The sequence below is a fragment of the Gilliamella sp. B2772 genome (assembly GCF_026536985.1).
GTDB classification, from domain to species: domain Bacteria; phylum Pseudomonadota; class Gammaproteobacteria; order Enterobacterales; family Orbaceae; genus Gilliamella; species Gilliamella apicola_E.
The window spans coordinates 530,724-552,996 of sequence record NZ_JAFNNB010000001.1 but is presented as its reverse complement, the minus strand read 5'-3'; the positions used below and the strand labels follow the sequence as shown (position 1 = coordinate 552,996).

Here is a 22,273-nt window from a genome sequence, read left to right as displayed (position 1 = left end):
TAAAATCAAACAACCAACCATTAAATTACTTAATTAAAAACGATAGTATCGACTATGATTAAAAAACATACTTGCTTTTTTTTTAATCAGAGCTTATAAATATCACTGATAAGCATTCGCTTATCTTAAATATACTGGAGGAGCTTATAATGGTACAAAAATTTGCTGCATACGGTAGTGATGTTTCAGCTGGCACTTATAAATGTGCTGACTGTGGATATATTTATTCCAACCAAAGTAAGAAATCGTTACCCCCTTGTCCTGATCATAATAAAAAACCACATAGTAAAAATGGTTGGTATATAGTTAGTGGGCAAGGAGATTCAGTTAAAGATCCTCATCCAAATAAAAAATAATTTTTGACTTTAAAAGGTAACACAATGTGTTACCTTTTTTGGTTTTAAGGTAAGATTAAAATAGTTGAAAATATACACATTATTAACTTTCAACTTAATAAAAAGTTATATAAAACTATGTTAGAATTTAAATGTGTTATCATTTCTAAAACTATAATAATGGAAATATAGATTTGTTAGATTAAGGTATTGATGATGAAGCAAGTGATTAAATTGGCAATTTTATTTTTGTGTTTTGCAATATTTTCAAATGTACATGCGTCTGAAACAGATAATGCTGCTGAGATTTCCAAAGCATTAGCTGATAGTGCAAAAAAATCTTTGTTAGGCGATGAAGGAAAGTTTCCTTTAAAGGTCAAATCAGATTATGAAATAACAAATATTTCAGCTAATAACAATAATGTTGTTTTTGAATATAAAATGCCAACTGATAGCAAAAATACCGCACTAAATGAATTTATAGAAAATGTTAGATTAGGAATAAAAGGTCAGTTTTGTGATAAACCAGACGTATTTAATGTATTAAATACATATGATATCGGCTTTATTTTTCAGTTTGAATTTAGTGATAAACGAAAAATTCCTGTCACATTATCAATAAAAGAAATTTGTCTATGATTGAATCATGAATACAAATACCCTCCCTTATTGAAGAGTCTGAAAATATGGCTTAATAGCAGTACGTTTTCTATTTGGCCTTCATTTTTAATTAAATATAGGCTCGTGATTTTTTAATCCAAATAATTAAAAATATCGACCTACCAAAACTAAATAGATTATAAGCTAACCATAAACCCTGGTTTCCCCAGATTGGTACAGCAATGTATTGTGCTACAAACCAAACCAATAACGCCAATAGCATTGAGTCGCGTATTGATGTTGTATAACTGATTCCAGAAAAAACACCATAATAGATTAATCCACCCGATGCAACAATTGGAAAAATGATTAACCAATATTGATATTGAAGCGATAGCGTTATGATATTAGTTTGATTGGTTAATAACTTTATGATGGTTGTATCGAAGGTTAGCCAAATTGCAATTAAGATAATTGGGCAAATAATGCAGGCTTGTAGTGACCACCGTAAAGTTTGATTGTAAAGGTGGATATTTTTATTTCCTTTAGCTCGTCCACTGAAAACGCTGGAAGCATTAGCAAAACCATCAAATAGATAAGCCATCATATAGTGAACTTGAAATAAAATGGCATTGGCGGCTAAAACTTCGGTATTGAACGTTGAACCAATAGAAATAAAGTGGTTAGTTACAATTAATAAGCAGATAGTCCGAATCATTAAATTAGTGTTTACTAGAATTACACCTTTTAATGATTGCCATGACAAAATAGATCTTAAATCCACTTTTTGTTCACTTTTAGGCAAATAACGGCAGGTAAACCAAATACCGACTAAAGTGCAACATATTTGTGCAACTAATGTTGCTAATGCCACTCCTTTAATGTCCCAATGAAACCACCAAACAAAAATTACTGCCATCAAAATGTTGAGTAAATTAATAAACACTTGTAAAAACAGAACGGCTTTTATTTTGGATATCCCCATTAACCAGCCAACTAGGACATAATTAATCAGAACAAAAGGTGCCCCCCAAATTAATATAGAAAAATAGATATCAGCATAATGTTGAACATCTTGATTCGGTTTGATGATGTGCATTGAAGCAACAAAAATCAATTTTTGAAAAATTATAAATGCCAAACCTAAAAAGATTGCGATAAAAAGCGGCCGTATAAGAGACGATCTTAATAACAAACAATTATCCAACGCTTGCGCGGCAAAACCGGTGGTACTTACTCTTAAAAATCCAAATAACCAATAAATAGTATTAAATATTACTGTTCCTATCGCAATTCCAGCAATAAAAGCTGGATTGGGTAAATGACCGACTAAAGCCGTATCGACCACGCCAAGAAGAGGGGTAGTAATCGTTGATAAAATAAATGGAATAACTAATTTAATATAATCTTTAAACTGATATTGCAAATTTGATGTTGATGACATTGTTTAAAAACCTAAAATTGATTCAAGTAACAGTTTAGAATAAGGATTTTTAACTTGACTGAGTTGTTCTATTTTATCAACGTATTCCACGATTTCACCTTGATAAAAAAATGCAACTTTATCACAAAGATAAGTAATTGTAGTTAAATCATGCGTGATAAAGATACTGGTCAAATTTAGCTGTTTTTGTAGATCGGCAAGTAATGTTAAGATTTGGCTTTGAACTGAAATATCCAACGAGCTTACCGCTTCATCAAATAAAATAAATTGAGGAGAGCAAGCTATTGCTCTGGCAATGCAGACACGTTGTAATTGACCTCCACTCATTTCGTGAGGAAACCGTTCATAAAAAGAATGGTCTAATCCAACTTGTTCTAATAACGCATTGATACGATGCTGACGTTCCTCTTTTGATAGCTTTTCGTAAATATCAAGTGGCTCAGCAATAATTTGGCCGACATTAAAGTATGGATTAACCGAAGAATTATAATCTTGAAATACTGCACTGATATTTTTGCGTACAGCTGCTTTTTTCCATGCACGCTTATTAATATCTTGCCCGCTAAAATAGATTTTGCCACTATCAGGTTTCTCAAGCCCTAAAATCAGCTTTCCTAATGTACTTTTTCCGCTACCACTTTCACCAATAATACCAAGACACTCACCTTGTTTTAAATCGAATGATACATTTTTGATAATTGTGTTTTTTTTATGGCTAAATATACTAGGTTTCAAAAACGATTTTTTTACATTTACAACTTGCAATAACGGTGGCATCAAATTGTCTCCGAGATTAAATTTGGATTATTAGCGTAAATAACCGTATTAAATTTATTCAATAATTGCTTGCGAGTATCAATCAGGTAACGAGTATATTCATGTTTGGGATAATAAAAAATCTGATCACGGCTGCCAGATTCAACAATTTTACCTTTATTCATTACGATAATATCATCGGCAATATGATGAATTACACCTAAATCGTGAGAAATAAAAATCATAGTCGTTTTAGATTTTATCTCTTCAAGCATTTTTAAAATATAAAACTGACTAATTGAATCTAATGCGGTTGTTGGTTCATCGGCAATAATAAGCTCAGGTTCAAGTACTAATGCCATACCAATCATTATGCGTTGTAACATACCACCACTTAACTGATGCGGGTATTTTTTATAAATCTCTTTGGCATTATCGAGCCCTATATTTTCAATCATCAATAAGGTTTTAGCAATAGCATCATTTTTATTGATAGTGAGATGAGCTTGAAGGGTTTCAACTACTTGTTTGCCAATACAATAAAGCGGATCAAAAGCAATCATAGGTTGTTGTAATATTATCGAAATAGCACTACCGCGAATTGGTCTTAATGTCTTTTTATTCTGTTTTAGCAGATCTAAAGTTGAATTAGCCTGTTTGAACAGGATTTGTCCTGTCACGCTAAAATAGGATTCTAATAAGCCGATGATTGCTTTGCAGGTTAAACTTTTACCGCTGCCACTTTCACCAACAATACCTAAACATTTATGATGATTGACGGTAAAAGATATATCATCAAGTAACTTGTTACCATTATTAAGCGTAACGGTCAGTTGCTTTACTGCTAACAATGGGCTACTCATGCTGTTTTTTCCTTAGGATCTAAGATATCTCGTAAACAATCACCTAACATATTAAATGCCGCTACAACAATTAAAATAGCTATACCAGGATAAACCATCTGCATAGGGTGCTGAGTCATTACGTTTTTTGCTTCACTTAACATTAGTCCCCATTCGGCAGTAGGCGCTTGGACGCCTAATCCTATAAAGGATAACGCTGAAATATTCAATATCACCCAGCCAGTGTCTAAGGTAGCCAATATAACTACTTCGGACATGACATTATGCAATAAATGACGATAAATGATAAAAGAATGAGGTGCACCAATTGCTCGTGAAAAAAGGATATAGTTTTTTCTGCTATATTTAATTACTGAACTTCGGATCATTCGACTATACCAAGCCCATTTGACTACAATATTAGCAATAATAATGTTTTCAATACCCACACCTAAAACACCAACTATAGCTAAAATCATCACTTGGCTCGGAAATGACAACATGATGTCACAAAGACGCATAATACATTCGTCAAGTTTACCTCGTTGATAACCAGAAATAAGACCAATGATACTACCAACAATTATCGTGATAATCATGGTTAACAGAGATAAGAATAGGGTAGAACGGATACCATAAAGTAACCGAGAAAAAATATCACGTCCAAGGTGGTCACAGCCAAGCCAATGCTCGCTCGATATAGCGGCATATTTTCGCACTATGCGAACTTTATTTGGATCAAAAGGTGCAATATAAGGCGCTAATATACCTAAAACAATTATTGTAATGATGATTATCAAACAAACTAAAGCGGTTTTATTGCTAATTACTTGCTTAATTAAATTCATACAGAGCCACCATTACTTCGTAATCGTGGATCTAACCATTGATGAATAACATCAACAATAAAGTTACATACTACAAATAAAATGGCCATAATTAATATGTAAGCCTGAATTACTGGATAGTCGCGATTCATAATAGCGGCTATACATAATCTTCCTAAGCCAGGCCAAGAAAATATATATTCGACAACAAAAGACCCTGCAATTAATTGTGGAATGGTCATACCTAATGCGGTAATTGTGGTATGTAGTGAATTGACTAATACATGCTTAAGAATGATGGTTCTCTCTTTCAAACCTCGACTACGGGCATAAAAGATCGAATAATTATGCATATTTTCCAGCATATTATTACGGATAAAACGAATATACGTTGAGATGTAAACAAACGACAAAGTTAACGTCGGTAAAATCAGGTTCTGCCAGGTTCCATACCCGTTGGTTGGCAATAGATCTAAATAAGTAGCAAACAGCCAAATAAATAGCAAACCTAACCAATAACTAGGCATTGCGGTACCTAAAAAAATAATAATTCGAACAATATGATCGAATGCTGAATTAGCAAAGATTGCACATAACACACCCAAAACTAAACTGATAATAAGTGTAAATAGAAATGACGACATTGCTAAAACTAATGTAGGAATTAAGCTACGGATAACTTCATCCCAAACTAATCTGTCACGATGAATAAACGAACGCCCAAAATCAAGATGTAAAACGTCATATAGCCAAGTAAAATATCGTTCAAAAAAAGGTTTATTTAATCCTAATTCCTGACGCATACTTTCAATAGCATCTGGGGTTGGCATTATTTCATTTAAGCGTAAGGCAACTTCAGCAGGATCGGAAGGGGCTAGATTGATAAGCAAAAAAGCGATAAAAGAGATACCGAATAATATCGGTATCATCATCGTTAAACGTTTAACAATATAATTTAACATTATTGATCAAAAATATTTATGTACTAAAAATGCATTTTCTCAAATGGAATATCAAATTGAGAAGGCGCAAATTCAATACCTTTTAAAGATTTAACAGCAATAGCTCGATTTCGTTCATAAGTTAATGGTATGTAAACCGCTTCATTATGTAATGTTTCAAGCACGTAACGGAAAAGATCTTGTCGCTCTTTTTCATCTGTTGAAATTAATGCTTTACTAATACTTGCATCGATTTGCGGTTTCTCTTTTAAGCCCTGTTGAGCCATATAGTCACCATAAACAGGTAGTTTCATACCAGATAAAAATGATTGTGGATCATATGGTGTACCCCATGAGATATCAAATACCATATCAAAATCCCCCGCTTTTTGGCGATCACGATAACCTTGCTCTTCTTCACCGTGAATATTAAGCTTTAATCCAACCTGCTCAAACTCATCTTGCATATATTGAGCAATTGTTTTTTGTGAAGCGGTGTTACTATCATAATAAAGTGTGATTTCAAAAGGTTTGCCATCTTTCTGACGATAATTTTGGCCTTTAACTTTTACCCAACCCGCTTTATCAAGTAGCGTTTCGGCTAATTTAGTGTCATATACATAAGGTTTTAACCCAATATTAGCATAAGGAATATTGGTTGCCATTAAAGTATCAGCAGGTGCTTCACTATTATTGAAAATACCTTCTGAAATATCTTTTTTACTAATGATATGTTCAATCGCTTGGCGGACATTAACATCACTTAGTTGGTCACGAGTCGTGTTCATTAATACAATTCGACTAGATACAGGTTTAGACATTAAAGTCTGAAACTTATCCATTGTTGAAAAACGTTCAAATGAATCTGCATCAACCATATTTTTACCATAGATGAGATCGATTTCACCTTTTTCGAGTGCCATTAATCGGCTTTGGTTATCAGCAATAACTTTCATGGTCACTTTATTGAGTAATGGTTTAGTTCCCCAATAAGTTGGATTAGCGTTAAACACTGCATATTGATCTTTCTTATGATCACCTAATACATAAGGGCCGGTACCAATGTAAGATTTAACGCCATTTTTAGTTTCACCATCAATCATAGAATTAGGTGAAATAAAGCGCATCGGTCGGGTTACGGCAATTTCAATCATAAAAGGGTAATAGGGTTCGGAAAGGTTAACTTGTAGGGTATAATCATCTACTGCTTTGATTTCAGTAATTAAGCGAACCATTTCAAGCCAAGTGTGACGAACTTTGTTTGATAACACGGCATCCCAATTCAGTTTTGCACTGTGCGCATCAAATTTTGCGCCATCACTAAATGTCACGTCTTTTCTTAGCTTGAACGTGTAAGTTTTACCTTCGTTAGTAATAGTCCAGCTTTCTGCAAGCCAAGGTGAAAAAGTGCCATCTTCGTTATAATGAACCAATGATTCATACAACATATTTTGCGCCCACATTTCACCGGAATAGAGATGAGGGTTTAAGTCACGAATATCACGAAAATTAGCAAAAGTTATATCATCTTTAGCAAAACAGTTAATACTAACGCTAGCTAACACTAATGCTAAAAGTAGATTTTTTATACGAGTGAAATTAAAAAACATATTTAGTCCATTAATTTATTGGGATTAGGAGCGAGATAGTAACATAAATGAGAATGATAATAAATATCATCTATATGTTTTTTATAAAAAACATTTTAAAAATCATGGCATTCATTTTATCAAATTCTATTAATTGATTTAAACTTAATTAAGTTTAAAGCATAAATAATGTTAACTCAATTAGTTAAAAATATAGCTTAAAACTTTTTAAAAGTCTTTATGAATAAACAAAAAATATAATTAAGCATTTAATTACCATTGTTTGGGAGCCCCCAAAATTGAGTTTAGATTGATCTATCTAATTTTAATAGAGAAGAAAAAGAAAAAATCATTGCCAATATAAATCGCTAAATGGTGTCTGTTCTATGCCTCGTTAAATATTCAAACATTTATTATTGAATTGCTTTATAATAGATTTGAATAATTTATTTCACGTTTATTTAGGAATCATTGCATGTCATTTGACTCTCTTGGCTTAGATGCCAAGATTTTAAAAGCTATTGAAGAACAAAACTATACCGATCCAACCCCCATTCAACAACAAGCTATTCCAGTAATTTTGTCAGGTAAAGATTTAATGGCGAGTGCTCAGACTGGTACAGGAAAAACAGCGGGTTTTGGTTTACCTATTTTACAAAAATTGCATGAAAAGCAACTTAATACAGAACCTAAAAGAGGAAAGCGTCCTTTATATGCGCTAATTTTGGCGCCCACTCGTGAATTAGCTGCGCAAATAGGTGAAAATATTCGGGATTATAGCCGATATCTATCTATTCGTTCTTTGGTGGTGTTTGGTGGAGTAAGTATCAATCCTCAAATGATGAAACTTCGAGGTGGGGTGGATATCTTAATTGCAACACCGGGTCGGCTATTAGATTTGGTTCATCAAAATGCGGTGGATCTCTCTACAGTAAAAATATTAGTACTTGATGAAGCGGATCGCATGTTAGACATGGGCTTTATTCATGATATTCGTCGAGTGATCGCTAAATTACCTAAAAAGCGACAAAACTTACTTTTTTCAGCGACATTCTCTGATGAAATAAAGTCATTAGCTAATACAATTTTAAATTCACCCGAATCGATCGCTGTAGCCAAAACCAATAGTGCATCTGAGCAAATTACTCAATATATCCACCGAGTTGATAAACGCCGTAAACGTGAACTTCTTTCTTATTTAATTGGTAAAAACCAATGGCAACAGGTATTAGTTTTTACGCGAACGAAATACGGCGCTAATCATCTTGCCGAACAGCTTACTAAAGATGGCATTAAAGCCTCGGCAATTCATGGTAACAAAAGCCAAGGAGCAAGAACTAAAGCTTTGGCTGATTTTAAGTCAGGACAAATACGCGCCCTCGTTGCTACCGATATCGCTGCCAGAGGCTTAGATATTGAGTTATTGCCTTATGTTATTAATTATGAATTACCTCAAATTGCAGAAGATTATGTTCATCGTATCGGTCGAACAGGACGGGCACAAAATCAAGGGCAGGCAATATCATTAGTTTGTATTGATGAGCTTGCTCAATTAAAATCAATTGAGAAATTGATTAAAAAAACGATTCCAGAAATTTTTACTCAAGGATTTGAAGTCGATCCTCGAATTAAAGCGGAGCCAGCAAAAAAAGCCAAGCCTGCTCCAGCAAAAAGAAGACGTGTTGATAAAACTCGAACTTCTAAAAATAACCAGAATAGTATGAAGCAATCTAGCCATCATACATATTCTAAAACTAACTAAATTTTCTAAAGTAGAAGGATATTATTATGGCTAAGGTTAATCGCAGTCGTCGTTTAAGAAAAAAATTACATATTGAAGAGTTTAAAGAGTTAGGTTTTACCGTAAGTTGGTCATTTGACGAAGGGACGAGTGAAGACACTATTGATAACGTTGTTGATCAATTCATCATTGAAGCAATACAAGCAAACGGTTTGGCTTACGAAGGTAGCGGGTATTTAAACTGGAAAGGTATTATTTGTACGCAAAAATTGGGTAATTGTACTGAAGAAAATCGTGACGTTGTCACTAAATGGCTTGAAAGCCATGGCTTAAAAAATGTCAAAACCAGCAATTTAATTGATATTTGGTGGGATGAATTAGAATTTTAATTTCTAAGTTGAATAAATACTAAAATAGCCACTAATGTGGCTATTTTTATGGATTTTAACGTTACTCAATTCCTTGGCTACGCAAATAATCCTCATAATTACCGGTATAATCAATGACTTTTTCTGGCGTGATTTCAACAATTCTTGTTGCAAGTGAGCTAACAAATTCACGATCGTGCGACACAAAAAATAGCGTTCCTTGATAAAGCTCTAATGCCATATTTAACGATTCAATTGATTCCATATCCAAATGGTTGGTTGGTTCATCCATGACAATAATGTTTGGACGTTGCATCATTAATTTACCAAATAACATACGTCCTTTTTCACCACCAGATAGGACTTTAACTTGCTTTTTAATGTCATCTTGTGAAAATAATAAGCGACCTAAAATGCTGCGCACTGCTTGTTCATCATCGGTTGGTTGTTTCCATTGACTCATCCAATCAAATACAGTTAGATCCTCGTCAAATTCGTATTCATGATCCTGTGCGTAATAGCCAATATTGGCATTTTCTGACCATTTAATATCACCTTGTTCTGGCACTAATTCGCCCATAAGGGTTTTTAGTAGGGTAGTTTTACCAATACCATTAGTCCCCAAAATAGCCACTTTTTCGCCAACTTCAACCATTAAATTGAGATTTTTAAATAGTGGTCCGTTATCAAATCCTTTAGTGAGATTTTCAACGACCAGAGCATTACGAAACAGTTTTTTATCCTGTTCAAAACGAATAAAGGGATTTTGTCGGCTTGATGCTTTCACTTCTTCTAATTTGATTTTCTCGATTTGTCTTGCACGTGAGGTTGCTTGTTTGGATTTTGCAGCATTAGCACTAAAACGACTAACAAACGATTGTAGTTCACTAATTTGTGCTTTCTTTTTCGCATTATCCGCTAATAGCCGTTCTCTCGCTTGAGTAGAGGCGGTCATATAATCATCATAATTACCAGGATAGATACGTAATTCACCGTAATCCATATCAGCCATATGAGTACAGACCATATTAAGAAAATGACGATCGTGCGATATGATAATCATCGTGCTTTCACGTTCATTTAAGGTATCTTCTAACCAGCGAATAGTATCGATGTCTAAGTTATTGGTCGGTTCATCGAGTAATAAAATATCTGGATTAGAAAATAGGGCTTGGGCTAGCAATACTCGCAATTTCCAACCCGGAGCGATTTCACTCATTAATCCATAATGTTGCTCAATTGGTATCCCCACTCCGAGGAGTAATTCACCCGCGCGTGATTCAGCGCTGTAACCGTCCATTTCAGCATATTGGGTTTCTAAATCTGCAACCTTAAAACCGTCTTCCTCACTCATTTCAGGTAATGAATAGATACGGTCTCGCTCTTGTTTAATTTGCCATAATTCGGTGTGCCCCATAATGACGGTATCAAGTACGCTATATTCTTCAAAAGCAAATTGATCTTGGCGAAGTTTACCTAATCGTTCATGTGGATCAAGTGAAACATTACCTGAGGTTGGCACAAGATCGCCACCAATAATTTTCATAAACGTGGACTTACCACTACCATTTGCGCCGATTAATCCATAACGATTACCATTACCAAATTTTACTGAAATGTTTTCAAATAGTGGCTTACTGCCAAATTGCATTGTGATATTACTTGTTGTTAACACGGATAATTACTCTCGAATTGATTTGTGCAACTCGTACTTGAAGCATTTTTCTTAAGCTTAAAGTGAAGTGGCTAAACTGTGATTTGGCGCACATTATGCCATAATAAAGCGATTTTTAGCACTTTTGTTACTAAATTTATGTTTCAAAAACCCCGCTCCTCAACTTTTTTTGATTAGTAAACATATCATCCTTATTACTGTTTACATTAATAAGCCGAATTGATACTATGCCAAACTTACTTTTATCAATAAGAATTTAATATGTATTATCTTATTTTTGTGACGATAGTTTGGTCGTTTTCATTTAGTTTTATTGCTGTTCATTTAAGTGGGCAAGTTGATACGTGGTTTGCAGTTGTAATGCGCGTCTTGCTGGCTTTTATAACCTTTATTCCTTTTTTACGCTTTAAAGGTATTTCTGTAAAACAGATGGTGTTGTTGATGGGCGTTGGAGCTTGTCAATTAGGTATTATGTACTTTTTTTATTACAACTCTTTCCAATATATTTCAGTGCCTGAAGTGTTATTATTTACTATTTCAACGCCAATTTATGTCACGCTAATTTATGATTTCTTGCAAGGACATCGACTCAGACTTGTTTACCTATTAACCGCTGTTATAGCTGTAATTGGCGCAGCCGTTATTCGTTACGATCATATTAGTCGAGATTTTATTATCGGTTTTCTCCTGATTCAGGGCGCTAATATAGTTTTTGCCTTGGGGCAGGTTGGATATAAACGTATTATGGAGCTTTATCCATTACCTCAACATCAAGCTTTTGCATGGGTCTATTTAGGCGCAATACTGGTGGCTAGTATTGGCTGGTTTTTATTTGGCAATCCCGAAAAATTACCCACTACCCAATTACAATGGGGGATAATTATTTGGCTTGGGGTTGTGGCATCTGGATTATGCTATTTTTTATGGAATTATGGCGCAACCAAAGTCGATTCGGGTACGCTTGCCATTATGAATAATTTGGTTATTCCAACTGGTATTTTGGTTAATGTTATTATTTGGCACCAATCGATTGATTGGGTCCGATTTGCGCTAGGTAGTGCAATTATTGTTTCTGCCTTGATCTTGCATCATAAATTCAAAAAGCTAGAGGCAAATTAATTTTTCTAAGCAAACTGTAACATTATTGATAGAATTAGCGGTGTTGTCACGGATGATAATGCCGTTGATATCAATAAACTTGAAGCAATAGGACCTTGCAATACCTCAAACTGTCTTGCCATCATATAACAATTTATCGCAATTGATACCGAGCTTAGTAATACAATAACTTGCAGTTCTAAAAGTGGTAATCCGACTACTATCGCTAAAATATAGGTCACAATCGGTAAGATAAATAGTTTTAAAACAGAAATGGCTATGGTGATCGGTAAATCATCGCGGATCTTATATTCAGCAAGTCCCATTCCTAAAACGATTAATGAGAGAGGCGCTGTCATATCGCTTACCATCTTCGTCGCTTGATTGATGAAGAAAGGTAGTGGAATGTGTACATAATTGACAACTATTCCTGCAAAAATACCAATAATAATCGGATTTTTTGCTACATTTTTAAATGCTTTTATAAATCCTTTAGTCGATAATTTTCCCATCTGGACAAATTCGATAGATACCGTGGCTAATGTCCATAAAATTAACGCATTAAAAATTACAATAATAGCAACAATAGGAATGGCTTTTTCGCCTAATAACATTTTGATAATTGGTATGCCCACAAACACAGTATTGGTATAAATTCCACCCATTGCAAACATGGTACTTTGCGAGCCATTGAGTTTGAAAAATTTAACCGCAATAAAACAGCCTAATGCAAACACAATAAATGAGCCACCAAAAAAGACCAACAAAAGATTGGCATCAATTTCAGAATGCTCTGAAAAATGGCTCATAATCTGAAATAACATAATTGGGAAGGCAATATAAAACGTAAATTTGGTAACACTATCGGTCACCGTTTTTTGCCAACGACCCGCTCTAACTGCTATGTAGCCTAATAAAATCAAAACGAACAGTGGCAATGTAGTTAAAAACTGTTGCCATAATGTGATTAGAAATTCCATGTTACTTTTATGCGTGATTTCGGGTGAAGTACCATTCTAATTCAGTTGAGCGTTTTGAATCAAATTGGTAGCCTTCTAAATTAAAACTTTTAATATCGTCACTGTTATTAATGCTATTTTTTATAATAAATCGACTCATTAAACCTCGTGCTTTTTTAGCATAAAAGCTGATCACTTTATAATCATTTTTACTTTTATCTAAAAAGATGGGTTGAATAACCTTAGCTTTGAGTTGTTTAATTGCTTTGAAATATTCATTAGAAGCTAAATTAATTAACGTTGGATTGGTTGATTTTGCCAACTCGTGATTTAAACACTCTGTTAACTTATCACCCCAAAATTGATATAGATTAGTATTATTACCATTTTTAAGGCGAATACCCATTTCTAGACGGTAGGGTTGAATTAAATCAAGTGGTCGTAACAAGCCATATAATCCTGATAGAATGCGTAAATGAGATTGCGCAAATTTTAGATCGGCATCATTAAAATCTTCAACATGCAACCCCTCATAAACATCACCTTTAAAAGCCAGAATAGCTTGCCTTGCATTATCAAAATTAAAGTCAGTATGCCAGTTCTGAAAACGTTCATAATTGGTAGTGGCAAGTTTTGGGCTGATCGACATTAATTTAGCCAAGTCATCACTGCTAAGTTTTTTACAAATATCAATAAGTTGTTTAGTTGATTCTAAAAATTCGGGTAAGCTATGTTGTTTGGTAATTAAAGGCGTTTGATAATCAAGCGTTTTGGATGGAGAAATAATTGTTAGCATAAAAAATACCACCTATTGTGTTTTGTACCAATTGGGTTTATTTTACATCTAATCTTAGCAAATAAGGAGAACAAATATGAATAGTACCAAAAAAGAAATACATGAAATTCGATCTTGGGCCAGCATTCGTGAAACTTCTATTGAGATAGCTGAAGCTATTTTTGAATTAGCTAAAAATGATGAAAAACTCGCTGAGCAAATTTGGGAAGAAGGTAGCGATGAAGTCTTAAAACTCGCTTTTTCTAAAACTAAAGCAGACAAACTCTTCTGGGGTGAACAAACCATTGAGCGCAAAAACGTTTAATCTTTTATGAAATTAACTTTTTTAGGAACGAGTGCTGGGTCACCAACAGCTGAACGCAATGTTAGCAGTATTATGCTTGATCTCCGACAGGAAAGAGGGCGTTTATGGCTTTTTGATTGCGGTGAAGCGACTCAAATGCAAATGCAAAAGGCCAAATTTAGTCTGGCTAAATTAGAGATGATTTTTTTGACACATTTACATGGTGATCATCTGTTTGGTTTACCTGGCGTGTTAACAACTCGTTCTTTGATGCAAAACCAATCGCCATTGACCTTAGTTGGTCCAAAAGGCATTAAGCAATTTATTCAAACTGTTATTGATATTAGTTATTCTTGGCTGACTTATCCTTTAAATATTATTGAACTTGAGCAAGATGGTTTGGTTTTTGAGGATAATAAGTTTCGCGTTGAAGCCAAATTATTAGCGCATCGTGTTCCGTGTTTTGGGTATCGGATTATTGAAAAAGATCTACCAGCGTCATTGAACATTGATAAGTTAAAAAAGGATAACATTCACATTGGTTCTTTTTATCATGATTTAAAAGAAGGTCGAACCGTTACGTTAGAAGATGGTAGGATTATTCATGGTAAGGACTATCTAGAAACCATTAGAAAAGGTAAAAAAATTGCCATTTTAGGCGATACGATTCCTTGTCAGGCATCTATTGATTTAGCCAAAGATGTGGATTTATTAGTCCATGAAGCAACCCAAGAACAAGCCCTTGAAGAAAAGGCGCTTGAGCGAGGACATTCCACAACTGTACACGCGGCAACTATTGCCAAACAAGCTCATGCTAGGCGTCTTATTATTACGCATATTAGTCCTCGCTACACCTTGAATGACAAAACAAAATTAGTTAATGAGGCTAGGAATATTTTTGCGCCAACTGAAATCGCAACTGATTTTGCTACTTTTGAAGTATAGTAAAATGAGCCGATCTTGTCGGTTAGTTGATTTTGTATAAGTTAGCTTCCTTCGTAAAAAATAAATCATCTTAAAAAGCCTCAATTCTGTAAAAAATATTGAGGAGTCTATACCGTCTTATTTTTCTTTACAGTATAAAATTAATAAATCTTATTGGGAGTTTTTGGATGAAGTGGTATATAAGGGCATGAAATAATATCCATAAATTCCCCTAAAGTGGAATATGGGTTATTAGACCGAGGTAAATCTTTGGTACCGATTTTAGATATGCTTTGCCAATGGGGAAATGACCATAAAGATGACAAATTATCCTAATTTAAAGCAATTTTATTCGCCGACGATGTCGGCGTTTTTATATGATTAGAGGCAGAAATCTTTGATCAAATTTTCTATCGTTAATTTTGTTGGTTTTATAAAGTCCATTGAAATAAACTCGTCTGGTTGATGAGCTTGTTCAATAGAGCCAGGACCTAAAACTATGGTTGGCGCAATTTGATTTAAATAAGGCGCTTCAGTACTGTAATTGACAGTTTGTGCTTGATGACCCACTAAATTTTCAATGTGTTGCAATGCGGGGTGATCTTTTTTACATTCGTATCCTGGAATGGGTGATACTTCATATTCTACTGAAATACGATTAGGGTATTTATCCATAACGGGTTTTAGTGTTTCACATAATGCGTTATAAATCGAGTCAACATTATTATCAGGCAATACTCTTATATCAATAATTAATTCACAACACCCGCATATTCGGTTTGCAGCATCACCGCCATGAATCACACCTAAATTCAGAGTTGGATAGGGGACACTAAAGCCTTCATTATGATATTGTTCTTTGAATTTTTGTTTAAGGATTAATAGACGTTCAATGACTAAATGCATAATTTCTATAGCATTAATACCTTTGTCTGGATCGCTTGAGTGACCTGATTTTCCTATCACCTTTATTGAATTAGAAATAAATCCTTTATGTGCTCGTATAGGAATTAGTGAAGTAGGCTCGCCAATTATGGTGCAATCAGGTTTTAATTGAGTTTGTTTGGCAAAAAATGATGCACCAGCCATTGAGGTTTCTTCATCTGCGGTAGCTAGTACATAAATTGGTTTGGTGAGTTTTTTTAGATCAATATCTCGCAAAGCATCTAGAATAAAAGCAAAAAATCCTTTCATATCAGCCGTGCCTAATCCGTAAAGCTTGTTATTATCTTCGGTTAACTTAAATGGATCTTTGCTCCATTGTCCATCATCAAAAGGAACGGTATCGGTATGGCCACTTAGTAATAGGCCTCCTTGGCTTTTATTTTCACTATTTGAATAAGTTGCCAGCATATTGAATTTATGACGTGTGTTAGGGACGGCTTGAACATCAACATTAAATCCTAAATCCGCAAACCATGTCGCTAATTTGTCTATTAAAGTTTTATTGGAATAATCCAATTTTTCGTTGGTGACATTACTAATAGTTGGAGTGGATATCAATTCATTATAAATTGTCAAAAAAGAGGGGATTGCCATAAATTCACCTTATTAAATAATAACGTTTAGTTTTCATCATTCTTTGTTCAATGCGCTTTGCGTTAATACTAGAATGCAAAATACTAAGATTCAAAATACTATAATTCAAAATGGTTTACATGATAGCTTATTTTATATCAGCATGAATTAAAAAATTAATTATTAATCACTTATAAAATAATAGGAAGTGAAGATTAAATTATTTTAGGTTGCCATATTAGTGAATGTACATCACTTTCCATTTAAAGTAGAGACCGATATTGATGCGTTATAAAAGAATTTATTAGTTGTGATAACACTTATTTAGATCGAATTAGAGAGATTTATGGTGATGATTTTCTAATGCTAACTTTTCCCAATAGTAATTTACTGATTTTTAGCATTTACTGCGTTTACATTTAGAGTCGATTCTATTTGTAAAAAACATTTGCTATTATGCGTAAATTGAAAATAAATAGATTATAACGTTTAAATTTTTCGTTAATATTTATTATAAATTGTTACTTTAGAATAGGTGTTATTCATGAAACAAATAAATAAAAAATGGATTATTATCGCAGTTGTAGTTGTTGCTATTGGATTTATCTTATGGCAACAATTTAAGCCTGATGGATATGGTTCAGATTTTACTAGCGGTAATGGACGTATCGAAGCAACTGAAATCAATATCTCAGCCAAGTTAGCCGGTAGAATTGAAAAAATTAATGTTGATGAGGGTGATTTTGTTAAGGCGGGTCAACCTTTAGTTGTTATGCAAACAGATACATTACAAGCTCAGTTAAATGAAGCTCAAGCACAATATCGACAAGCCTTGAGTAATGAAGCAACATCTAGAGCTCAAGTTGCCTTAAAAATGAGTGATAAAGTGGCTGCTTTAGCTGGTGTTACTCAAAGAGAAAGTGATTTAGATATTGCCAATAAGCATTTAGAACGAACAAAAGCCCTTTATCAAAAAGGGGCAATTTCAGTTCAACAATTTGATGATGATACCGCTAAAGTAAATAGTGCAAAAGCAGCATTAGACTCTGCTAAATCACAAGTTACCGCTGCCGATGCAGCCATTGAAGCTGCACAAGCCGGTGTAGAAAGTGCTAAATCAGCAATAAACGTAGCGCAAGCAAATATTAATCAAATCCAAGCGGATATTGATGACAGTACATTAACTGCACCAGTTGATGGACGTATTCAATATCGAATCGCTCAACCCGGTGAAGTTTTACCTTCAGGCGGTAAAGTGTTAAATCTGGTTAATCTTTCAGATGTTTATTTAACTTTCTTTTTACCAGAAACAATTGCAGGTAAAGTTGGAATTGGTGACGAAGTAAGATTGGTTCTTGATGCTTTACCCAATAAAGCAATTTCAGCCAAAATTTCATTTGTCTCAAGCGTTGCGCAATTTACGCCTAAAACTGTTGAAACTAAAGATGAACGTCAAAAACTCATGTTTAGAGTGAAAGCACAATTAAGCCCAGAATTGTTAAAATGCTATATAACTCATGTTAAAACCGGCCTTCCTGGTGTGGCTTGGGTAAGACTAGATCCTAATACGGAGTGGCCTTCAGGTTTATCTGATGTTGCAAAATGCCAAACTAAATAATTGGAGATAGCATATGTCGGAGTCAAATAAAAAGGATTTGACGTTACTTGCTGAAGGTAAGGCCATTGATGATGCTGTTGTAAATGTAAGTAATGTATCGTTACATTATAAAAAAACGTGTGCGCTTAATGATGTTAGTATTGCCATCCCGCCTAGATGTATGGTGGGACTAATTGGTCCTGATGGTGTTGGTAAATCTAGCTTATTATCATTAATAGCGGGCGCACATGTCATTCAAGAGGGATTAGTTTACGTTTTAGATGGTGACATGAAAGATAAATCCCATCGTAAAAACGTCTGTACCCGTATTGCTTATATGCCACAAGGATTAGGGAAAAACCTTTATCCTACACTTTCAGTGGAAGAAAATTTGCAATTTTTTGCTCGTTTATTTGGTAACGATGCTGCTGAAAGGCGACGTCGTATTGATGAGTTAACTAAAAGCACTGGGTTGTATCCTTTTTTATCTAGACCCGCTGGTCGCCTTTCTGGAGGGATGAAACAAAAAGTCAGCTTATGTTCTGCCTTGATTCATGATCCTGATTTACTTATTCTTGATGAACCAACAACAGGGGTCGATCCTCTTTCTCGTGCGCAATTCTGGCAATTAATCAATAAAATTCGTGAACAACGACCACAAATGAGCGTGATTGTTGCAACAGCTTATATGGATGAAGCGCAAAACTTTGATTGGCTGGTTGCAATGTATGGCGGTAAGATTCTTGAAACAGGCACACCTCAAGCATTATTAGCCAAAACAGGTAAAGATAATTTAGATGATGCCTTTATCCAATTAATGCCAGAAGATGCTAGAGAAGGTTATGAATCGGTTGAAATTCCCCCATTAGATTTAAATAAAGATTTACAAGTGGCGATTGAGGCAAAAGGTTTAACCAAGCAATTTGGTGATTTTATTGCGGTTGACCATGTTAACTTTTCAATCAAACAAGGCGAAATATTTGGTTTTTTAGGATCTAATGGTTGCGGTAAATCCACAACGATGAAGATGTTAACAGGGTTATTACCAATATCCTCAGGTGAAGCTTGGTTATTTGGTAAACCGGTTGATGCAAGTGATATTAATGTTAGACGTCATTTAGGTTATATGTCTCAGGCTTTTTCGCTTTACAGTGAATTAACGGTTGAACAAAACTTAGTTTTACATGCCCGTCTATTTGGTATTGAAGAAAGCAAAATTCCTGCAAGAGTTGAGGAGTTAGTTAAGCGTTTTGGCTTGGAAAATGAATTAAAAAGTTTACCAGATAGTCTACCGTTAGGGGTTAAGCAAAGACTTTCTTTATCTGTTGCGGTGGTTCATAATCCTGAGATTCTTATCCTAGATGAACCGACTTCCGGGGTTGATCCCATTGCTCGGGATGACTTTTGGCGTTTAATTATCGAACTTTCCCGAAAAGATAAAGTTACGGTATTTATTACTACCCATTTTATGAATGAGGCGGCACGCTGTGATAGGATTTCACTCATGCATGCTGGTAAAGTATTAGCCAGTGATACTCCTGATAATATCATCCATTCCAAAAATGCTAAAACGCTGGAAGAAGCTTTTATTCGTTATTTAGTTGATGCTGGTGCAGATGATACACATAGTGATGAAAAAGCAAGTGAAGAGCCTAAAACTTTAACCAATAAACAAGCTAATACAACGCAAGATGCTCACCTACAGGGATTTAGCTTAACTCGGATGATTGGGTGTATGTGGCGTGAAACTTTAGAGCTATCGCGCGATCCATTGCGAGCTTTGTTGGCACTTTTAGGTTCAGCTATCTTAATGTTGGTAATGGGCTATGGTATCACCATGGATGTAGAAGATTTAAATTTTGCGGTGTTAGATCGTGATCAAACTATTACCAGTCAAAATTATATTACCAATCTATCTGGATCTAAGCGCTATTTTATCGAGAAACCGCCAATCCTTGATTATGATGATATGGATCATAGGATGAGAAGTAATGAGATAGCATTAGCTATTGAGATTCCACCAAATTTTGGTCGAGATATTCAACGTGGTGATCCGGTTAGTATTGGAATATGGATTGATGGTGCAATGCCTTTGCGTGCCGATACGATTAAAGGATATGTACAAGGTATGCATCTTGCTTGGTTAAGTGACAAAATTAAAATGACTACTGGAACAACATCGAGTTCATTAGCAAATATTGAAACTCGATATCGTTATAATCCCGATATCAAAAGTTTACAAGCTATGGTACCGGCGGTTATTCCTATTTTATTATTAATGATTCCATCGATGTTAGCTGCACTATCCGTAGTACGTGAAAAAGAGATGGGGTCGATAATTAACTTATATGTTACGCCTGTTACCAAAACTGAATTTTTATTAGGTAAGCAGGTTCCATATATTGTGATTTCGATGCTTAGCTTTTTATTATTGCTGCTTATGGCGGTGACAATATTTGGCGTACCAATTAAAGGCAGCTTGTTGACTTTGTGTTTGGCTGGATTAGCTTATTGTATTATTGCAACAGGTTTTGGATTACTTGCTTCGACAGTTACACGCAGTCAAATTGCGGTTATCTTTTTAACCTGTGTTGGTACCATGTTACCAGCGATACAATTTTCTGGTTTGCTTAATCCGGTTGCATCTTTAGAAGGTAGTGGACGATATATTGGTGAAGTTTATCCAACAACCCATATGCTTATTATTGCTCGAGGAGTCTTTAATAAGGCATTAGGATTTTTTGATTTACATAACTCAATATTTGCCTTGCTGATTACCATACCGATTATACTTGGTGCAAGTATATTCCTCCTCAAGAAACAAGAAGGATAGATATTATGCAAAGTTTTATTAATATTTATCGCTTAGGCATTAAAGAGTTATGGGGATTGATTCGTGATCCAATTATGTTGTTGTTAATTGCCTACTGTTTTACGCTTGATATCTATACTGCAGCAACAGCAACTTCAGACTCGCTTCATCATGCTTCGATTGCAGTAGTTGATGAAGATGATTCACCTTTATCCAGACAAATTATAGCGGCGTTTTATCCACCCATGTTTAACCAACCGGTAAAACTAAACTCTATGGATGAAGTTGATCGAGGTATGGATACCGATAGTTATACTTTTGCATTGAATATTCCGCCTAACTTTCAACGCGATGTGTTAAATAATCAAAGTCCAGAAATTCAACTTAATATTGATGCAACACGAATGGGGCAGGCTTTTGTTGGGAATGGTTATATTACCCAAATTGTGACCAACGAAATAACAAAATATTTCAATCAAATCGATAAACCCACCAGTTTGCCGGTGAATATTGAAGTTCATGCTGCATTTAATCCAAACTTGACCCGTTCTTGGTTTGGTTCCGTTATGGAAATCATCAATATTGTGACCACGTTGTCGATTATTTTAACTGGCGCAGCTTTAATGAAGGAACGTGAACATGGTACTATCGATCACTTGCTTTCAATGCCAGTTACACCACTTCAAATCATGATATCAAAAGTTTGGTCGATGGGGCTTGTCGTGCTTGTTTCAACATGGGGGGCACTCTTAGTTGTTGTTCATGGTTGGCTAAATGTTCCAATTGAAGGCTCGATTACCTTGTTTTTAATTGGGGCAGCTCTACATTTATTCGTGACAACGTCACTTGGTATTTTTATGGCTACTGTCGCTAAATCAACAGCACAATTTGCCATGCTATTTATTTTAATTCTTCTACCTTTACAGATGCTTTCTGGTGGTAGTACACCACGTGAAAGTATGCCTGAGGTGGTCCAAAATATCATGCTGTTTGCACCAACAACGCATTTTGTTGAATTAGGGCAAGCAATTTTGTATCGAGGAGCTGGCTTTAGTGTTGTTTGGACATCTTATGCTTGGTTATTAGCTATTGGTAGTGTGTTCTTTCTTATTGCGCTTAAGCGTTTTCGTAATTCAATTGTTAATATGGGTTCTTAGAATAAACGTGC

Annotated in this window: 21 protein-coding genes; 11 read left to right on the top strand and 10 right to left on the bottom strand. The window is 34.8% G+C overall.

The features are described 5' to 3' along the window. Window positions 1–149 precede the first annotated feature (149 nt). Entirely contained in the window at window positions 150–356 is a 207-nt protein-coding gene (locus tag J3T98_RS02515) for a hypothetical protein (protein ID WP_065562090.1), read from the top strand. A gap of 195 nt (window positions 357–551) precedes the next feature. Beyond that, window positions 552–974, top strand: a complete 423-nt coding sequence (locus tag J3T98_RS02510) for a hypothetical protein (RefSeq protein WP_065562089.1) — start codon at window positions 552–554, stop codon at window positions 972–974. A gap of 91 nt (window positions 975–1,065) precedes the next feature. Here J3T98_RS02510 and J3T98_RS02505 read toward each other — a convergent pair whose 3' ends face one another. The 6 genes from J3T98_RS02505 to nikA are packed head-to-tail and all read right to left on the bottom strand — an operon-like array spanning window position 1,066 to window position 7,355. Then, on the bottom strand, window positions 1,066–2,379 hold the full coding sequence (locus tag J3T98_RS02505; protein WP_267331896.1) for an MATE family efflux transporter: 1,314 nt from the start codon (window positions 2,377–2,379) through the stop codon (window positions 1,066–1,068). 3 nt (window positions 2,380–2,382) lie between these two features. Beyond that, entirely contained in the window at window positions 2,383–3,156 is a 774-nt protein-coding gene (locus tag J3T98_RS02500) for an ABC transporter ATP-binding protein (protein ID WP_267362053.1), read from the bottom strand. After that, complete coding sequence (locus J3T98_RS02495; RefSeq protein ID WP_267362052.1) at window positions 3,156–3,998, bottom strand: ABC transporter ATP-binding protein; 843 nt, start codon at window positions 3,996–3,998, stop codon at window positions 3,156–3,158. The genes J3T98_RS02500 and J3T98_RS02495 overlap by 1 nt, the downstream gene beginning before the upstream one ends. Beyond that, complete coding sequence (gene opp1C / locus J3T98_RS02490; protein WP_267362051.1) at window positions 3,995–4,825, bottom strand: nickel/cobalt ABC transporter permease; 831 nt, start codon at window positions 4,823–4,825, stop codon at window positions 3,995–3,997. Before opp1C ends, J3T98_RS02495 begins: the two co-directional genes overlap by 4 nt. After that, window positions 4,822–5,766, bottom strand: a complete 945-nt coding sequence (gene opp1B / locus J3T98_RS02485) for a nickel/cobalt ABC transporter permease (protein ID WP_267353211.1) — start codon at window positions 5,764–5,766, stop codon at window positions 4,822–4,824. The genes opp1C and opp1B overlap by 4 nt, the downstream gene beginning before the upstream one ends. 23 nt (window positions 5,767–5,789) lie before the next feature. After that, a complete protein-coding gene (gene nikA / locus J3T98_RS02480) occupies window positions 5,790–7,355 on the bottom strand; it encodes a nickel ABC transporter substrate-binding protein (RefSeq protein WP_267331901.1) in 1,566 nt (521 codons plus the stop codon). Window positions 7,356–7,809: 454 nt separating this feature from the next. Here nikA and rhlE point away from each other — a divergent pair, with 454 nt between their 5' ends. Then, a complete protein-coding gene (rhlE, locus tag J3T98_RS02475) occupies window positions 7,810–9,096 on the top strand; it encodes an ATP-dependent RNA helicase RhlE (protein WP_267362050.1) in 1,287 nt (428 codons plus the stop codon). Between the two features lie 26 nt (window positions 9,097–9,122). Next, window positions 9,123–9,464, top strand: coding sequence for a YggL family protein (locus tag J3T98_RS02470; RefSeq protein ID WP_065562082.1), 342 nt, complete (start codon window positions 9,123–9,125; stop codon window positions 9,462–9,464). Between the two features lie 61 nt (window positions 9,465–9,525). Here the strand turns inward: J3T98_RS02470 and J3T98_RS02465 are convergent, their stop codons facing one another. After that, the gene (locus J3T98_RS02465) at window positions 9,526–11,118 is read right to left on the bottom strand and encodes an ABC-F family ATPase (protein ID WP_220226014.1); all 1,593 of its coding nucleotides are present in this window, start codon (window positions 11,116–11,118) and stop codon (window positions 9,526–9,528) included. A gap of 261 nt (window positions 11,119–11,379) precedes the next feature. On the opposite strand from J3T98_RS02465, the gene J3T98_RS02460 reads away from it, so the two are divergent. After that, entirely contained in the window at window positions 11,380–12,237 is an 858-nt protein-coding gene (locus J3T98_RS02460; protein ID WP_267362049.1) for a carboxylate/amino acid/amine transporter, read from the top strand. A gap of 5 nt (window positions 12,238–12,242) precedes the next feature. Here the strand turns inward: J3T98_RS02460 and J3T98_RS02455 are convergent, their stop codons facing one another. Further along, window positions 12,243–13,196: an AEC family transporter gene (locus J3T98_RS02455; protein WP_267362048.1), complete on the bottom strand. Its 954-nt coding sequence runs from the start codon at window positions 13,194–13,196 to the stop codon at window positions 12,243–12,245. A 7-nt stretch (window positions 13,197–13,203) separates the two neighbouring features. After that, window positions 13,204–13,971, bottom strand: coding sequence for a peroxide stress protein YaaA (gene yaaA, locus J3T98_RS02450; RefSeq protein WP_220226016.1), 768 nt, complete (start codon window positions 13,969–13,971; stop codon window positions 13,204–13,206). A gap of 76 nt (window positions 13,972–14,047) precedes the next feature. Here yaaA and J3T98_RS02445 point away from each other — a divergent pair, with 76 nt between their 5' ends. From J3T98_RS02445 to J3T98_RS11195, 3 genes are all read left to right on the top strand, one after another. Continuing rightward, a complete protein-coding gene (locus tag J3T98_RS02445; protein WP_065562077.1) occupies window positions 14,048–14,275 on the top strand; it encodes a YccJ family protein in 228 nt (75 codons plus the stop codon). A gap of 6 nt (window positions 14,276–14,281) precedes the next feature. Further along, a complete protein-coding gene (gene rnz, locus J3T98_RS02440) occupies window positions 14,282–15,199 on the top strand; it encodes a ribonuclease Z (RefSeq protein WP_267362047.1) in 918 nt (305 codons plus the stop codon). A 192-nt stretch (window positions 15,200–15,391) separates the two neighbouring features. Next, complete coding sequence (locus tag J3T98_RS11195; protein ID WP_416380614.1) at window positions 15,392–15,514, top strand: winged helix-turn-helix transcriptional regulator; 123 nt, start codon at window positions 15,392–15,394, stop codon at window positions 15,512–15,514. Between the two features lie 45 nt (window positions 15,515–15,559). On the opposite strand, the gene argE is transcribed toward J3T98_RS11195, so the two are convergent. Next, window positions 15,560–16,717 (bottom strand): acetylornithine deacetylase, encoded by a 1,158-nt coding sequence (gene argE / locus J3T98_RS02435; protein WP_267362046.1) that lies wholly within the window; start codon window positions 16,715–16,717, stop codon window positions 15,560–15,562. A gap of 523 nt (window positions 16,718–17,240) precedes the next feature. Here argE and J3T98_RS02430 point away from each other — a divergent pair. The 3 genes from J3T98_RS02430 to J3T98_RS02420 are packed head-to-tail and all read left to right on the top strand — an operon-like array spanning window position 17,241 to window position 22,262. Then, complete coding sequence (locus J3T98_RS02430; protein WP_267331058.1) at window positions 17,241–18,314, top strand: HlyD family secretion protein; 1,074 nt, start codon at window positions 17,241–17,243, stop codon at window positions 18,312–18,314. A gap of 13 nt (window positions 18,315–18,327) precedes the next feature. After that, on the top strand, window positions 18,328–21,126 hold the full coding sequence (gene rbbA, locus J3T98_RS02425; RefSeq protein WP_267362045.1) for a ribosome-associated ATPase/putative transporter RbbA: 2,799 nt from the start codon (window positions 18,328–18,330) through the stop codon (window positions 21,124–21,126). 5 nt (window positions 21,127–21,131) lie between these two features. Beyond that, complete coding sequence (locus J3T98_RS02420; RefSeq protein WP_267331060.1) at window positions 21,132–22,262, top strand: ABC transporter permease; 1,131 nt, start codon at window positions 21,132–21,134, stop codon at window positions 22,260–22,262. The last annotated feature ends 11 nt before the right edge of the window (window positions 22,263–22,273 follow it).

Bases quoted from the DNA above. Each gene is read 5' to 3' on its own strand.
- J3T98_RS02500 (WP_267362053.1), bottom strand. From the start codon at position 3,156: ATGCCACCGTTATTGCAAGTTGTAAATGTAAAAAAATCGTTTTTGAAA.
- J3T98_RS02505 (WP_267331896.1), bottom strand. From the start codon at position 2,379: ATGTCATCAACATCAAATTTGCAATATCAGTTTAAAGATTATATTAAA.
- yaaA (WP_220226016.1), bottom strand. From the start codon at position 13,971: ATGCTAACAATTATTTCTCCATCCAAAACGCTTGATTATCAAACGCCT.
- rhlE (WP_267362050.1), top strand. From the start codon at position 7,810: ATGTCATTTGACTCTCTTGGCTTAGATGCCAAGATTTTAAAAGCTATT.
- rnz (WP_267362047.1), top strand. From the start codon at position 14,282: ATGAAATTAACTTTTTTAGGAACGAGTGCTGGGTCACCAACAGCTGAA.
- J3T98_RS02460 (WP_267362049.1), top strand. From the start codon at position 11,380: ATGTATTATCTTATTTTTGTGACGATAGTTTGGTCGTTTTCATTTAGT.
- argE (WP_267362046.1), bottom strand. From the start codon at position 16,717: ATGGCAATCCCCTCTTTTTTGACAATTTATAATGAATTGATATCCACT.
- J3T98_RS02445 (WP_065562077.1), top strand. From the start codon at position 14,048: ATGAATAGTACCAAAAAAGAAATACATGAAATTCGATCTTGGGCCAGC.
- nikA (WP_267331901.1), bottom strand. From the start codon at position 7,355: ATGTTTTTTAATTTCACTCGTATAAAAAATCTACTTTTAGCATTAGTG.
- J3T98_RS02510 (WP_065562089.1), top strand. From the start codon at position 552: ATGAAGCAAGTGATTAAATTGGCAATTTTATTTTTGTGTTTTGCAATA.
- J3T98_RS02470 (WP_065562082.1), top strand. From the start codon at position 9,123: ATGGCTAAGGTTAATCGCAGTCGTCGTTTAAGAAAAAAATTACATATT.
- J3T98_RS02515 (WP_065562090.1), top strand. From the start codon at position 150: ATGGTACAAAAATTTGCTGCATACGGTAGTGATGTTTCAGCTGGCACT.
- J3T98_RS02420 (WP_267331060.1), top strand. From the start codon at position 21,132: ATGCAAAGTTTTATTAATATTTATCGCTTAGGCATTAAAGAGTTATGG.
- J3T98_RS02495 (WP_267362052.1), bottom strand. From the start codon at position 3,998: ATGAGTAGCCCATTGTTAGCAGTAAAGCAACTGACCGTTACGCTTAAT.
- rbbA (WP_267362045.1), top strand. From the start codon at position 18,328: ATGTCGGAGTCAAATAAAAAGGATTTGACGTTACTTGCTGAAGGTAAG.
- J3T98_RS02430 (WP_267331058.1), top strand. From the start codon at position 17,241: ATGAAACAAATAAATAAAAAATGGATTATTATCGCAGTTGTAGTTGTT.
- opp1B (WP_267353211.1), bottom strand. From the start codon at position 5,766: ATGTTAAATTATATTGTTAAACGTTTAACGATGATGATACCGATATTA.
- J3T98_RS02455 (WP_267362048.1), bottom strand. From the start codon at position 13,196: ATGGAATTTCTAATCACATTATGGCAACAGTTTTTAACTACATTGCCA.
- opp1C (WP_267362051.1), bottom strand. From the start codon at position 4,825: ATGAATTTAATTAAGCAAGTAATTAGCAATAAAACCGCTTTAGTTTGT.